General features: G+C 37.8%; 12 protein-coding genes and 1 pseudogene. 6 read left to right on the plus strand and 7 right to left on the minus strand.

The features are described from left to right. Positions 1-601 precede the first annotated feature (601 nt). The 6 genes and pseudogenes from V7K31_RS05165 (at position 602) to V7K31_RS05190 (ending at position 6,067) form a co-directional block, all read left to right on the plus strand. Positions 602-2,326: an ABC1 kinase family protein gene (locus V7K31_RS05165; protein WP_335092983.1), complete on the plus strand. Its 1,725-nt coding sequence runs from the start codon at positions 602-604 to the stop codon at positions 2,324-2,326. 29 nt (positions 2,327-2,355) lie between these two features. Continuing rightward, positions 2,356-2,730 (plus strand): hypothetical protein, encoded by a 375-nt coding sequence (locus tag V7K31_RS05170; RefSeq protein ID WP_335092985.1) that lies wholly within the window; start codon positions 2,356-2,358, stop codon positions 2,728-2,730. A 511-nt stretch (positions 2,731-3,241) separates the two neighbouring features. Beyond that, positions 3,242-4,210 carry a glycosyltransferase family 10 domain-containing protein gene (locus tag V7K31_RS05175; RefSeq protein WP_335092986.1) on the plus strand — a complete coding sequence of 323 codons (969 nt, stop codon included), beginning with the start codon at positions 3,242-3,244 and terminating at the stop codon, positions 4,208-4,210. A gap of 206 nt (positions 4,211-4,416) precedes the next feature. Continuing rightward, on the plus strand, positions 4,417-4,608 hold the full coding sequence (locus V7K31_RS05180; RefSeq protein ID WP_335092987.1) for a hypothetical protein: 192 nt from the start codon (positions 4,417-4,419) through the stop codon (positions 4,606-4,608). Then, positions 4,581-4,826 (plus strand): annotated as a pseudogene (locus V7K31_RS05185) (hypothetical protein); the annotation flags it as partial. The gene V7K31_RS05180 and the pseudogene V7K31_RS05185, both read left to right, overlap by 28 nt. Positions 4,827-5,182: 356 nt before the next feature. Beyond that, on the plus strand, positions 5,183-6,067 hold the full coding sequence (locus V7K31_RS05190) for a hypothetical protein (protein WP_335092988.1): 885 nt from the start codon (positions 5,183-5,185) through the stop codon (positions 6,065-6,067). A 265-nt stretch (positions 6,068-6,332) separates the two neighbouring features. On the opposite strand, the gene V7K31_RS05195 is transcribed toward V7K31_RS05190, so the two are convergent. From V7K31_RS05195 to V7K31_RS05225, 7 genes are all read right to left on the minus strand, one after another. Further along, positions 6,333-7,373, minus strand: a complete 1,041-nt coding sequence (locus V7K31_RS05195; protein ID WP_335092989.1) for an Npun_R2821/Npun_R2822 family protein — start codon at positions 7,371-7,373, stop codon at positions 6,333-6,335. 16 nt (positions 7,374-7,389) lie between these two features. Then, positions 7,390-8,280 (minus strand): Npun_R2821/Npun_R2822 family protein, encoded by an 891-nt coding sequence (locus tag V7K31_RS05200; RefSeq protein WP_335092990.1) that lies wholly within the window; start codon positions 8,278-8,280, stop codon positions 7,390-7,392. A gap of 3 nt (positions 8,281-8,283) precedes the next feature. Then, positions 8,284-9,264 (minus strand): Npun_R2821/Npun_R2822 family protein, encoded by a 981-nt coding sequence (locus V7K31_RS05205; protein WP_335092992.1) that lies wholly within the window; start codon positions 9,262-9,264, stop codon positions 8,284-8,286. A 3-nt stretch (positions 9,265-9,267) separates the two neighbouring features. Next, positions 9,268-10,227, minus strand: coding sequence for a glycosyltransferase family 10 domain-containing protein (locus tag V7K31_RS05210; RefSeq protein WP_335092993.1), 960 nt, complete (start codon positions 10,225-10,227; stop codon positions 9,268-9,270). Between the two features lie 45 nt (positions 10,228-10,272). Next, entirely contained in the window at positions 10,273-11,487 is a 1,215-nt protein-coding gene (locus V7K31_RS05215) for a glycosyltransferase family 4 protein (protein WP_335092994.1), read from the minus strand. 65 nt (positions 11,488-11,552) lie between these two features. After that, on the minus strand, positions 11,553-13,793 hold the full coding sequence (locus V7K31_RS05220) for an ATP-binding cassette domain-containing protein (protein WP_335092995.1): 2,241 nt from the start codon (positions 13,791-13,793) through the stop codon (positions 11,553-11,555). A gap of 171 nt (positions 13,794-13,964) precedes the next feature. Then, positions 13,965-15,122 (minus strand): glycosyltransferase family 4 protein, encoded by a 1,158-nt coding sequence (locus tag V7K31_RS05225; protein WP_335092996.1) that lies wholly within the window; start codon positions 15,120-15,122, stop codon positions 13,965-13,967. Positions 15,123-15,128 lie beyond the last annotated feature (6 nt).

Genomic DNA, 15,128 nt, shown 5'->3' on the forward strand with positions numbered 1-15,128 from the left:
GTTTATAGTAAGGGCTGAAGCCCTTACTATCAGGGAATTTAAGTAATTTTACACTGCGTAACATAGTTTGGTTTATTGTTACCTACTTATTTATGTGATAATTGGTAATTGCTAATTGTGGCAAAACTACTACCAATTACCAAAGTTGTACTTAACGCTGTAATTTTTATTATAAATTTGCATAATATAATCAATCAAAAAGCTTCTAAATATACACTCTCTGGCAAAAGTTGATTTTTATTTGATAGTTATGTGGACACTACATATAGCTGACAGGAAACATGGTTACTAAGTAATCACATCCTCCTTAAATTTGCATATATAGGTAAATATTTATATTTTTATAAACAATGGTTAAGAAAAGATAAAATCATCGGAAATTTGGATAAGTAGTTGTAGTTTTATAAAGTATAATTAAGAATAAAGATAAATAAATCTAGGCGGTAACATAGGCTAAAATCGCTTGGAACAGTATCCCCAAAGGGTAAAGTTCTAGTTGTTTTAGATCAAAGACTACTGCTATTCTGAACTTGCAACTAACTTGTAGGTCAGGAGACAAACAATCATTGTAAATTTTTCCGTTGAAGAGGCAAATAAAGGCGTGGGTCAGTATCAACCTGCTCAGCTACAACTCTATAATCCAGATGCGATCGCTCGCTACTATAGTTACCGTCCCTGGCTAGCCTGGGGGCGAGTTCTGAAAATTATCTCCTCTTTTGGCGGATTTATATTCAGGCTCAAGTGGGACGAATGGCAAGATCAAGTTGAGCAGAACAAGGGTAAACGAGCTATCCAGTTGCGAGAACTGCTCACCGGCCTCGGCCCGACATTTATTAAAGTTGGTCAAGCCCTCTCCACCAGACCTGACCTGATACGCAAAGATTTTTTAGAAGAACTGATCAAGTTACAAGACCAGTTACCACCCTTCGATAATGCGATCGCTTATAAAATTATCGAAACTGAACTAGACCGCCCAATTCATGAAAGTTTTAGCGAACTTTCACCTAACCCAGTAGCTGCTGCTAGCTTGGGTCAAGTATACCGGGGTCGTCTGGTCAGTGGCGAAGAAGTCGCAGTGAAAGTCCAACGCCCCAACTTACACCCGGTAATCACACGCGACCTATATCTGATGCGTTGGGGAGCAGGTTGGCTAGCTCCTTGGTTGCCTTTAAATCTCGGTAACAACCTAACTTTAATTGTGGACGAGTTTGGCACGAAGTTATTTGAGGAAATTGACTATATTAATGAAGGCCGCAACGCCGAAAAATTTGCTAGCAACTTCCGCAACGACCCGCAAGTAAAAGTTCCAGGCATTTACTGGCGTTACACCAATACCCACGTTTTAACCCTGGAATGGATTAATGGTTTCAAGCTGACAGATACTAAACGCATCCGCGAAGCAGGTTTAGATCCAGAAGCGATCATCGAAATTGGCGTTACTTCAGGATTGCAACAGCTTTTAGAATATGGTTTCTTCCATGCTGACCCCCATCCCGGCAATTTGTTTGCGATACCCGATGGTCGTATGGCTTACATTGACTTCGGCATGATGGATCAGTTGGAGGAAACCACCAAAGAAACGTTGGTGGATGCGCTAGTGCATTTGGTGAATAAAGACTACACCGACTTAGCCGAAGATTTTGTAAAATTGGGATTTCTGACTCCAGACACGGATATTTGCCCGATTATACCAGCATTAGAAGCGGTGCTAGGAAACGCCATAGGCAAAAACGTCGGGGATTTTAACTTTAAAACTATTACCGATGAGTTCTCGGAACTGATGTACGAATATCCTTTCCGAGTCCCGGCGAAGTTTGCTTTGATTATTCGTTCCCTGGTGACTCAGGAAGGTATTGCCCTTAGCCTCAACCCGAATTTCAAAATTGTCGAAGTCGGTTATCCCTATATAGCACAACGGTTGCTGACGGGGGAATCGCCGGAATTACGGCGGCGATTATTGAATGTGTTGTTTAAAAATGGTAAATTCCAATGGCAGCGATTAGAGAATTTGATTGCGATCGCTCGTACCGATAGCAACTTTGATGTATTGCCCACAGCACAGATGGGGTTCCAATATTTAATGTCGGAAGAAGGGAAGTTTCTGCGGCGACAAATGGTGCTTGCTCTCACCGAAGATGACCGCCTGCACACCGAAGATGTCCAACGCCTATGGAACCTAGTTAAAGATGACTTAAAACCGGATCGTTTATTAAATATAGCGATCGGCATTTTAACAGATTTATCCAGACAAGGCGCAGCTGCTATCCTCCCAAAAGCTACATCACTTAGCTCTTTTGCTGAGAACCACTCAACAAATAAAAAGTAAAAAATCTTTAATATAAATCAGGAGTTTTCATGTACTATTTTCCTGTGCAACCGCCTTATTTTCTGTTACTTGTTGGCTTTCTGGCAGCATTAACTTCTGGTTTGGCATTATCTGGTACTTTGAAAGTAATTGTGCAGAAATGGCCAAGCGAGCGCACAGAAAATACTAAACCGCGTTCCTCACTGAAAGAATTACTTGTGCCATTTATCGGCATAACTGGTGGTACTTGTCTATTTCTGTCTTCAGGCTTAGAAATATTTGGCTTTCCCTCCTCTTTAGCTTTAGGAGTCGGTCTACCAATTAGTCTGCTGACTTGTTTACTAGTTTGGTTGCAGCTGGGAAGTATGATGACCTTTATAGAACGCGAAGGTATGCAATCTTTAGATTTAGATTCTATGTCATAGATTTAAAACAATACGGTTAAATTCTGATTAACTGAACTGTATTGATATCTAGGACACTTTACTAATATACAAATCAACCTAAATGCTTACCATCTCTGGTGAGCATTTATACTTTTGGTATGAGTATTTGTCAAGGCTTTGTAGAGATGCCATTAATCACTTCTTCACATCTGTTAGGGCTTGGATGGGATTTAGTAATCGGATAAAAATAGGTATTATTACAGTAGTCAGTACCCGCATTATATATGTAAATATAGTGTTTGATTTAAATCGGAACAAGCTGCATAATTTTGCTGTCTCTAAACGTATTTTTGATGTTAGTTTCAGTCAAATTTTATTTAAAAAATAAAACCTGCACCACATCCGAAAAGTGCTGAAAATTGTACATCTATTTTTTTTGAAACTAAGTTGCAATCTGCTGTATAAATCTGAGGGGCTAACGAAAAACCCTGTAATTAATACGGAGTAAGAGTTTTAAGCGGGTTTACCATAAAATTTTCAGGAGTTAAAAGTGACAATTAAAATATTTAAAGTTCTACCAATGCGATATACTCCCTTTGTTTTAAAAGATGAATTAGAATTTCTTAAAAATAAAGGGATTGAAATGACAGAAGATATAGGTTTAGCCGACATCATATTAGCTTCTAATCTGCCTGTTCTCAGACCTTTAAGAAGAGCTTATAGAAAAAAGAAAAAGTATCTCGTTTGGACAAGTGAACCTAGATTTGATGTTACATTCAAAAAAATAGACCGAGGATTTTTCTTAATGGGCGATGCCCATATCATGAACATTTATACAGGTGACATATTTATAAATAATTTCACTCTTCCATTCTTTGATGATTTTTATAGAGAATATTGGAAAGAATCCTTAAAGCCACTAGATAAATTTAATTTTACTGGATTAGACAATCGCAAAATTGTCATAGTTGCAGGATATAGAAATAATCAGAAAACTACAAGTCTAAAAAGAGCAGATAAAGAGTTGGATCTATTGTATATTAGAACCCAGATAGCATTGGCAGGATATCACCTAGGAAAGGTAGATATTTATGGGCCAAGCTGGCCTGATAATATATCCTTAGAAAGTTCAAGAAAAGGAGACTATATATCCAGAAAAGTTGAGATTTTGAAACCATATAACTTTAATCTATGCTTTGAAAATACAAACTTTGATTATTACTGCACAGAAAAAATTTGGGATAGTATTCGGTGCTATTGTCTGCCAATTTATTTTGGGCAGGGAAATAAAATATATGAAGATTTTCCGAAAAATAGTTTTATAGATTATAGTGAGTTTCCCAGTCCAAAGGATCTCTTTGATTACGTCGATGCTATGACTGAGCAAGAATTCCTCACTCGCATGAATCTATGTATTAATACTTACAACACAGTTCATGAAAAGCTTAAATCTGTTAATAGATATGAAGAATTTCTTTTGAGTACTGTTCGTAGAATAAAACAAATAATGGCATCTTAAAAAGATATTTAACCGATTGATTATTGCAATTATAGTCAAGTAGCTATAGAGTTGAGTGGCGTTGTTGCGTGAATAGGGAAAAATGGTAAATTTTACTTATCCCCATTTCACACCTGCTTTGACTATTGAGCGGCTTATAGTCTGCCAAGACAACTTTGCTGGGTAGCACCTGTTCTTGATAAGCAACTGAAAAATCAGGGAGTAGCATGGTAAAAAAATACATTGTGGATTTAAATGAGAATGAAGTTTCTCAGTTACAAACACTAATTAAAAAAGGTAAGCACAAAGCAAGAACCATCACCCGCGCAAACATTCTCCTGATGGCTTCAGAGGGAGAAACAGATAAAGCGAATAGCCAAGCGAGCGAGCAGAAAATACTAAACCGCGTTCTTCACTGAAACAATTACTTGTGTTATTTATCGGCATAACTGGCGGTACTTGTCTATTTCTGTCTTCAGGCTTAGAGATATTTGGCTTTCCTTCCTCCTTGGCTTTAGGAGTCGGTCTATTAATTAGTCTGTTTACTTGTTTATTAGTTTGGTTGCAACTGGGAAGTATGATGACCTTTATAGAACGCGAAGGTATGCAATCTTTATATCTAGATTCTATTTCATAGATTTAAAACAATATGGTTAAGTTATTATTAACTGAACTCTATTGAGAATTTCCGATACTTCACTAATATATTAATCAACTTAAATGCTCACCAGCACAGTGAGCATTTATACTTTTATAGTAATAATTTATCAAGGCTTTGTAGAGATGCCATTAATCACCCCTTAACATTTTTTAGGGATTGCATGGGATTTGGCAATCAGATAAAAATTAGGTACTATTACAGTAGTCAGTACGCATATTATATATGTAAATATAGTGTTTGATTGAAATCCAAACAAGCTGCATAATTCTGCTGTTTCTAAACGTATTTTTGATGTTAGTTTCAGCCCAATTTTATTTCAAAAATAAAATCTTATGAACGAAGAAAAACTAGACGTTTGTTTTTGTAGTTTAGCTTTGGGTAAAAGATATCGCTCTCATGCTTTCCTATTAGCTCAAGATATTGAAAAACATTCACCAGGAATATACTTAATTCTGTTGACAGATAAGCCACAAGAATTTAAAAAATATCCTAATATCTTAGCATTTAAACATGAACAACAGAGCATTGGTTGTTACCACGATAAAAGGTTTGTAATTGCCAAAGCAATATCACTGTTTAATACTTGTATATTTGTCGATGCAGATATCAGAATATTAAATAAGTTACAACCAGACATGAAATGGCTTCCTGGGATAACAGCAAGAAGTTGTGCCAGTGTTGTAAAACACAATCAAGAATATATTAATTCGGTAAATGATGCTTACAAGGCAAATAGAGCTAGAGATTTGGACATTCTGAGCAAGCTAGCACAAAAGTTAGACCTGGATTTACAAGATACTAATATCCAGTTTGTGATGGAAATGTTATTTGTAGTAACAAGGCAGGATGGGCGTGAAATCGAATTTATCAAGCACTGGGAAACTATTGCACTTTACTGTGAGTTAAATGGTTTTTATGGTGCTGAGGGTTATGCAATAGGATTAGCTGCTGCTAAGGCTGGATTACCAGTTCGATGGGATGCTATGGACGGTATTGTTTATTTCAAGGATTGGGTAGAACGGCAGAAAATCAAAAAGGGACAAGCAAATCCAGATGAAACGCTGATATATTTTCAACAGCACGAAGCGATTGAGTACCGCCAAAATTCAATTTTCCAAAAGCTGGTGCGTAAACTAGATAAATTTATCGGCTATTACTATCGTTCCTTGTGTTTAAGACTGGCAAGTTTGAGTAATTTTAATTTTTATTACCGCTAATCACTAGATGTTTTGTTCAAAAATCAAATAGGATTGCTATATCAGCAAAAGCCATAAGCCCATGTATTATTTAATTCGTGAAGTTGCTAGTAAGATAAATCTAAATTTTATCAGCGTCATCACTTCATTTATGAGCATTTTAGCTGGGATAAATTGCTGTAAAGCTATGTTGAGATGATTCACACGGTAGCTAATTAGACTTATCCGCAAAACGTAAATGCTTACTCTTAATGGGTTTGACGGATTAAGATGGAATAGGCGATCGCTATCTTAGTTGAGTAGTTTTATCCTTAAAATTACGATACTTTAGCTTAATGTTGTTAATTCTTTGCTGAATGAAACTACTAGTAGACTTTTGGAGAAGCATTAACTTGCTTGGGCGCGTAAAGCGTTGAGGACGTTTTTCAGGTGATTTTAAATAGCGATAATATAAGAAAACATCGCGGTAAGGAATCTCAACATCCTCACCCCCACAAAGCCGCACAAAAGCTGAAGAAGATATACTCATATAGTGTAAATATGTCAGCTTCCGCCCTTGGTCGTAAAGGATATTATCTACCACATCAAATTGAGAACTCCAATGGTTGCCAGTTGCCTGTTCGCAGTCATGAAAAGCAAAGTTATAATAGGAAATTCCACTCCGCAATATCATGTAATTAAATAAAGATTGGTCAGGTCCTGCACAAGCCATGACATCAGCTTCACCAGCCTGTAATTTCTCGAGTAGGTTTGCTAATGTAGCTTGAGAAAAAATATATTTTTTAGTTGCAAACCAACCAGCACAAAATGTGTTGCGATTAAGTTTTTCTTGGTCAAAAATTTGTTGTATAAGTTCTGGTGATCCATCAAAAATATATTTCAATTCAGATTTATACTGAAAATCATTTGTTACCCAATCATATTTATCTAATTTTTCATATATATAGTCTATAGGTTTCATAAGGAGCGTATCTGCATCAAAATAAATAAATTTATCAAAGGGACCATCTAAACCACAAAGCTTGCGATGCATTGGTAGACGATAGAGTTCTGGAAATCCCCATTCGCGCCAACTTTTTTGCGCCCTTGAGTAATTTTGCCAGACCTCGGTTGCAAAGTTATCCCAGTAAGCTATGGATACAGAGTCCTCAAATAGCGTCACATTATCTCTAGATGCAATCTCTGCCTTTACTTTGTCTAGCTGCTCATTATATGGAATTATACAAATAGGAATTTCTCTACCTGCATTAGCTTCTATACTATTGAGTAACGCGACTAGTTGGTCATAGACAAGATCATTCGCTAAGATGTAAATGCCATCGCTCATGGGGATACTCCTAATATTAAGTACGGGCAGCAACAAAGGGAAATAAACGGCGAGTCAGTTTGGGGATGAAGGCGAATTTACCCTGATGGAGATAGCGATAGTGTTCCCACAATTGCCAATAGGGACAACCACTTTTCATCCGTGTACCAGCCCAGTGGAGATATTTTAGTCGTTGTCCTCGGTCATAGAGGGCGTATTCTTGTTGTTGGAAATTTTGCGAACCAGCCCAACTACCAGGACCTCCCCCAGGAATTTTGACGAGATTTCCACGTTTGGCAATTAGTTTGAGAACAAGATAATTCAGAATGGGTTGGTCTGTAACTCCTTCGGAAAAATCAAAATATTCTCGATGTGCTGCACACTCACGCAAAGCTTCATCCATTTGTTGTTCGGTAATAACTCCTTTTCTCGAAGCCCAAAAGCCGCTATTGAAAACGTCTTGAAGTTGGGGATCTGAAAAAATTTGCTGCTCTTTCACAAATGGGGAAAAGATATTTCGCAGTTTATCATTGGCGTGATGGTAATCACAACAGAAGAAATCAACTTCTGAAAGTTTGTCTAAATTGTCGGCGATTTTTTCAAAAACGACAATATCAGTATCAATATAAATAAACTCATCTAAAGGACCAAACCACGCTACCAGTTTACGCATTTTGTTGGGTAAAGCGAGGAAATCTCGATCAAAAATTTCTCCGATGCGTTTGGTAAATTTATCAATCAGCTCCAAATCTGGGAAAATTTGGACTTTGTGTAAGGTAGCAAGCTGTTCTGTTACCTTCTGATAATTTTCGTTAAAAGGTATGAGATAAATGGTTACTTCTGGGTCATAGTAACGAATGCTATTGAGTAAAGCGATCGCATTATCAATAACGCGGTCATTGGCAACTATATAAATGCCCTTACTCATAAATTATCCTTGGTTAATTAACTTAAGTTTTCGCAAAGCTCTTGTAAGTAAATTTGGTGTTGGAGCGTCATAATAATTCTTCGGAGGATTTTTAAAGACTGGACGCTTCTCTGGTTCATGTAAGTAACGATAATAGAGAAATAAATCTCGATAGGGAAACTCAATATTTTCTCCAGCACAGACTGCTTGATTGATATTAGGAGCAATCCCAATGTAATGAAGGTAAGTTAGTTGATTACCTTTGTCATAAAGAAGATGTTCTCGTTCCTCGAAATGCTTAGATGTGGCAGAACATCCTGTTGTTTGATTATCTGGCAGTTGGAGAGCAAAGTTATAAATAGAAAGATTAGACCTCATTACCATGTAATTGATCAGTGGTTGTTCGCCAGCACCGCTATACAAAATTTCTGCTTCCCCATTTTGTAAATGGGATATTAGCCAATCTCTTTGTTCTAAGTTAAATATTCCCCGTTTTGCGCCATAGAAGCCTGAGCAAAATATTTCGGAATCAATGCGTTTTTGCTCGAAAACTTCTAGTAATTTGGGAGAATTAGTATTATATATTTTACTAACATCCTTAAATTGGAAATCGTAGACAATAAAATCATAACTATCTAGCTTTTCAAACACTGTGGCTAGTGAGTTCATCACCAAAGTGTCTGCATCTAAATAGATAAACTTATCGAATGGCCCATCAAAAGCGCAAAAACGACGGTGAGCGCCATACAAACGGAATTTACTGCGATTCAATCGTTCTGGTGCTGCTGTCAGCATAAATTGATCCCAGAGGTTGATTGATTCTTGATTATCGTAAAGAAATACATTAGGGCGTTTAGCTATTTCATCAGCAATTCGCTGTGTCTGATCATCGAAAGGATAGATACAAACAGGAGTTTCTGAACCCAAGATAACATCAATACTGTTGAGCAAAGCCACCAGTTGATCGAAAACATAATCATTGCCAAGGGTACAAATACCATTCATAATTTATGAGTGTTGAGCAACAAAGTTTGACAACCAGTTAAGCAGGTTTAATTTGCGTAAAATGATTTGACGTGCTTCTGCGATCGCATCTTTAGCAGCATACCAAGCATCAGGTGTAGCTGTCACTTCTTGGATGTAAGCAATGCCTTTTTCATCTAAACTTGGCAATCTTAAAAAACTACCCGGTGGTAATAATTTATCAGCAGCTGGTCCACCATAATAAATTGGCAGACACCAGGCCAGCAAAGAATCCCACAATTTTTCACTCACATACCAACTATTTTCTGCATAGTTTTCAATTGCCAGATTGTAGTAGTATGGCGCCATTCCATGCCATTTGTGGCCAAGTTCTCCTTTTGTTGGCGACCATGCAGGTAAGTCTCGCCCATACAAATCAAACTTAGTGTCGCTGTCTTGCAATGATTTCAAAAAGTCTAAGCGCTGGCGATGATTAGCTGTCCGGTTAATTCCCGAAGTAATCCAACTACATGGAGCAATTTTTTGCGGTATTGGCATTTCATTTAAATCCTCAAATGATTTGGCATGATACCAAATAGCAGGCATATAATCGGGATTGGGCGCAAAGTCATCGGGGCCTGAAACATGGCCACAATACTTTTGAGCTTCCTGATAATTCCGCTTACTTATTTCTACAATCTCATTTAAAGGCGGTTCGCGGAGAAAATAAATAATCCGCTCTTTCGGTACACCAGATAATAGAGATTCTATATTTATTTCTGGTTCTTGTTGTCGTTTACGAACAATATCTAACCAAGATGGTTGTGGAGATGGTTGGGGAAAATCAAACTGATATAGCAACATAAAGTCTGGTTTTTCCGCTATTTTCAACATTTGGATGTTGTCCCAAACACCAAAAGAGTGCGGGGTTTGTTGCCATAACCAATCTCTGGTTTTAGCAAGACCTGAATAGCTGCTAATCATGCCAACAGTTTTAATAGTCATAAATCGTATTTATTCGTAGTTAGTTTTCTGTTAATTTTTGTACCGTTACCCCAGAATTGGTGGACGCTGATCTTCTTCTAGGTAGCTTAATATTTTGGTAATTCTATTCTCCCAAGAAAATTGCTGGGCAAAATCTATACTAGCTGCATAACCTTCTATTTTTCTGGGATAGACTTCTAAAGTATGTTGAATAGATTGGGCAAGTTTATGCGGGTTATCTGGTGTACACCAACTGGCAATTAAAGGTGATGTTTTGAATTCCATTAAAGGTGGAATTTCAGTTGCAACTATAGGAGTCCCAGCAGCCATGTACTGAAAAAACTTAACTGGATTCGTGAAATCTGCTGATTTTCCAGAGGAGTGAGGATGAATTAAAATATCAGCTGCTTGAAACAAGCTGACTAATCGTTCTCGTGGAAGTATCCAGCCTAAGAATTTAACGTTTTCTACATTTTTATCTCTAGCTAGTTGTTGGTATGCTTCTACTTGTGCTTCTGTACCTCCTGTGATGACAAACTGAATTTCTGGCAATTCTTTAGCAGAATCAATTAAGAGATCAACTCCTTTGAAAGGATACAAAGCGCCTGAATAGATAACTAAATGCTTATGTCGCTTTCTGAGCAATTCTTGACGCCATGTTTCGGCTTCTTGGGGCTGTCTGACTAAAAATGATTGATTGAATCCGTTATGTAGCCAAACGACTTTTTCCGGTGGCATTCCATATTCTATTAAGCTTTGCCGGATGGGTTCCGACTGAGTTATGGCTATTTTAAAATAGGGACTGTGGACAATTTCTGGCTCAAATTTTTGGTCTTGAAAGTAGTGACGTTCATAGATAGTAGGAATTTTATTTTGGACTGCGGCTTTGACAAAGTTCCAATCCCGCGTGTGGACAACTTTAGCATTAGGGCGGATATGAATCGGTAAATAATATTTGGTTACTACTGTACTGGAGTTAGTATATTTACCACCTATTTTATCAATAGGCCAAGGCATTGGCAATGGGACAATTTTGAGCTTTTCTTGAACATCGTAAAATTCTATAAATTCTCTGTCAGGTCTTTTGGGTTGATAAGGAGAAATTAACGATAGTAGATTAACAGAATGTTTTTTATCTGGATAGACTAAAACTGAGTAATAGCCTAAGTTAGCTGCTGCATTGGCACAAAGAACATCATGAATTTCGTGTGCTGTGTCCGGTTGGAGTGATGGCTCTCCGGTGTAAAAAATATATTGATTTTTTTTTGAATAATTTATCATTATTTTGGATGATAGGTTTTTCAAGATTCTGGTAAAAATACTTTTGTTAATTGTATTAACTACAATTAAACTCTATTCTCAAAAAGCTTTAATGTATCTAGTAGGTAAATAGCAGAGTGATAAGACTCTACAATTAATCGATTTTCTTTTTGGGGTTCAGATTCTAATTTATCGACTAGCAAATGTAGAGAAATAAGGAGGGGATAGAGACGTGCGTGAAACTCATTCGAGATATAACTAAAGTTTTGATACTGGTTATTTCCATTTTGATTTTGGTCTATATCTGACGAAAACTGCTGATTAATTTTCAGGTTAACCACATCGTCGAAGACATCAATAGCGTTGAGAACTTTTAAGGCTGAATTGTATGATTCCTCAATTAATTCCTGCCGCTCTTCGGAATTGTCTACTAGATCATCAACTAATAGTCCGAGGAAACCAATCATTGAGTTAAGTCTTGTCCGCAGTTCGTGAGAAATTTGGTTAAAGCTGAGATTAGTTCTGGTGGAAATTTCCGGCTGATCAGTAAATTGCATTGAGTAGAGGCGTGAGTAGTAACTACCTTTTTGTAAAAGTTCTTCATGGGTGCCGATTTCTACTACACTTCCTTGGTCTAAGACGGCGATTTGATCGGCTTTTTGGACTGTGGAAAGGCGGTGAGCGATTACTAGGGTGGTGCGATCGCGACTTAGGTTATCAAGTGCAGCTTGTACTAAGCGTTCGGAAACGGTATCTAAAGCGCTGGTGGCTTCATCTAAAATCAGAATTTCGGGATTTTGCAGCAGGGCGCGAGCGATCGCTAATCTTTGCCTTTGTCCACCAGATAGCATTACGCCGCGATCGCCAATCTGCGTATCAAATCCTTGGGGTAATTTGCTAATAAACTCATAGGCGTTTGCTCGCTTTGCGGCTGCGAGAATTTGATCATCACTAGCCTCTGGTCGTCCATAAGCAATATTGTTCCGCACCGAATCATTAAAGAGAAACGTATCTTGACTGACAATTCCCATCGCCTTCCGCACCGATTTCAAATCGAAATCTCGCAAATCTATTCCGTCTAGTGTAATACAGCCAGATGTGGGGTCATAAAATCTCGGTAAGAGGTCTGCCATTGTTGATTTACCAGCACCAGAACTACCCACTAAAGCCAGAGTAGTACCGCGTGGTAAATATAAATTTATGTCTTGAAGTACTATATTTTGATGATTAGGGTAGGAAAAACATAGATGCTTAAAATGCACTCCCTCTCTTAATTTTTCATAAGGAATCATACCGCTACTCATGAACGGCTTATTATCTTCTCGTAAAAAATCAGCGACAATATCGACGCTAGAAGCAGTATTGGCAAAGCTACTCCGAAGAGTATTTAACTGAGAAATAAACGGTAGCAGTCGCAATAGCAACAACAAATATGTAATCAAAACGGCTGAGACTGAACTAATCTGATCCGCAAATAAGCTGCGACCCAAAAAGACAATCACTATTAAGGCTATAATTCCCGTCACCTCGCTAACTGGTGTAATAGCCTCAGAATTAACCTGAGACTGAAAATCTGCTTTTTCTCGGTCACGAATTAGCTTTTGAATGTGTTTATATTCTCTCTCTTCATTTCCCGTTGCCTTTACTAGGCGAATTCCATTTAGCATTTCTAACACAGAAATCGAATAGGCTTTAGACATTTCCGAAAACTGGGCACCAAAATCTCTTGAGCGGTAAATAGCATACTGATTTACGAACGTCACCAAAGTTAGCAACATTGTAGTGGCAATGGTCAACTGCCAAGAAATTGACAGTAACAAAGCCACAAAAACTAAAATTGTAATTGCCAGTATGATTAACTTAATGACACCGCCTATAGCACTAGCAGCACGGCCAATTTCTCCCCCAAGGCTGTTGATTATATCACCAACTTTCATCTTGCTGTAATAATCTATGTCAATATCTAGTAATAACTTCAAGCCTGCTTCTCGCATATCTGATGTCAATGTCCGCGTTAAAGAACTCGACACCAAACTACCGATATAGCCAGCCAAATTTTTTAAAACAATTGTAAATATAATTGAGCCAGCCATCACCGCTAGGCGGTAACTTTCGGGAACCTTATCAAAGGGAGAGACAATAGCTTTAATAATTGGCGGCGCACCTGTTAAATCCACAGGTTGACCCACTATTTGAAGAATTACTGGCACAATCAGTGTCGTACCCACACCGTTAAATAAAGCGCTAGAAAATCCGAACAAGATTGTAAAAAATATCCTAGCTGGATAAGGTTTAGCAAATTTTACTAGCAGTTTGTTGTTAGACATTGGGCATTGAGATTATAAATTTATAATTTGATCGCGGCAATAAAAAATGTTATACATACAAATTCTATCAATCCAGAGCTATTTTTGCATGATAGATATACTATGCCTATTACGATATTTTAAATTGAGTTAAATCTAGATGAATCATAGATTTATAACTATGCACTATCCTCACAAGCGGGCAATTAACTCAGATAAGGTAGATGCCATAGCTTCTAAACTGTACTTTTCTAAACATCTTTCTCTAGCCTTTCTACCTCGCTCTTTTGCTTGTTCTACATCGGCAAATATCAGTTGAATTTGTGCAGCAATTTGTTGGGGACAACTAGGATCAACTAAATAACCAGTTTCTGCTAAAATTTCGGGAATATCTCCCACTCGTGTGGATAACACAGGTTTAGCCATTGCCATCCCATCTGTTAACTTCAGAGGGAATTGGGCACGAGCAATTACGCTATCTCGCTGGGGAACAACTACAACGTGAGCAGCTGCTACAACCTCAGGCATAACCTCTACAGGACATTTTGGCAACTTGATAATCCAGCGGCCCCATTTTTGAATCAGTTGCTCATCATAATCATCATAAGGATTGCCTCCGACAATTACTAATTTTAAATCTTGCTGATTCAACTGATCTAACGCTATTAAGACATCTTCAACTCCCTTATGAGGTCTTGGCGCACCAGGAAACATGAGAACTCGGTACTTTGTCAAACCATAACGCTCTCTGCTGACTTCTGGGTTATATTTCTCAGGGTCAAACATGGCGGTATCTTTGCCATTAGGCAAATATACACCCCCAAAGCGGTCTTGAAGAAACTGAGTATCTATCGTAATCCCATTGGCACGAGATACTAAACTTTCCATCCACTGGAGATAAAGTGGATGATCGGGAAATCTCAATGCACCATTTTTTTTTAAAATGTCCCTGGCAAATTGCTTAAGACTGGGGCGATACTTCCATTCAAAACCTCCATGCCAGCTAAGTTCCCAATCATCCATATCTAAAAGCAAAGGACGACGACTAGCTAATTTATGCAGTAGAGACACACCAAAACTTGTAGGTTTAGGTTTGACTGCATAAATAATGTCGCCATCTAGTTTTTGCCAAAGTTTTTCAGCTGAAGTAAAAAACTCAGGATAGTTTTTACCATCAATAGCAACTACTGGTATCCCTACTGGAGGAATAGCATATAATTCTTTACCAAATAAAAATCCGACAATCTCAACTTGATAGTCGATTTTTTTTAGAACTTGAGCTAGTAAAAACGCTCGAACTGAGCCTCCTCCAGACAAGTCACTCACAACTAACGAAACTTTTCCTTTCATATATTA

It is taken from the genome of Nostoc sp. (assembly GCF_036917675.1).
GTDB lineage: Bacteria > Cyanobacteriota > Cyanobacteriia > Cyanobacteriales > Nostocaceae > Nostoc.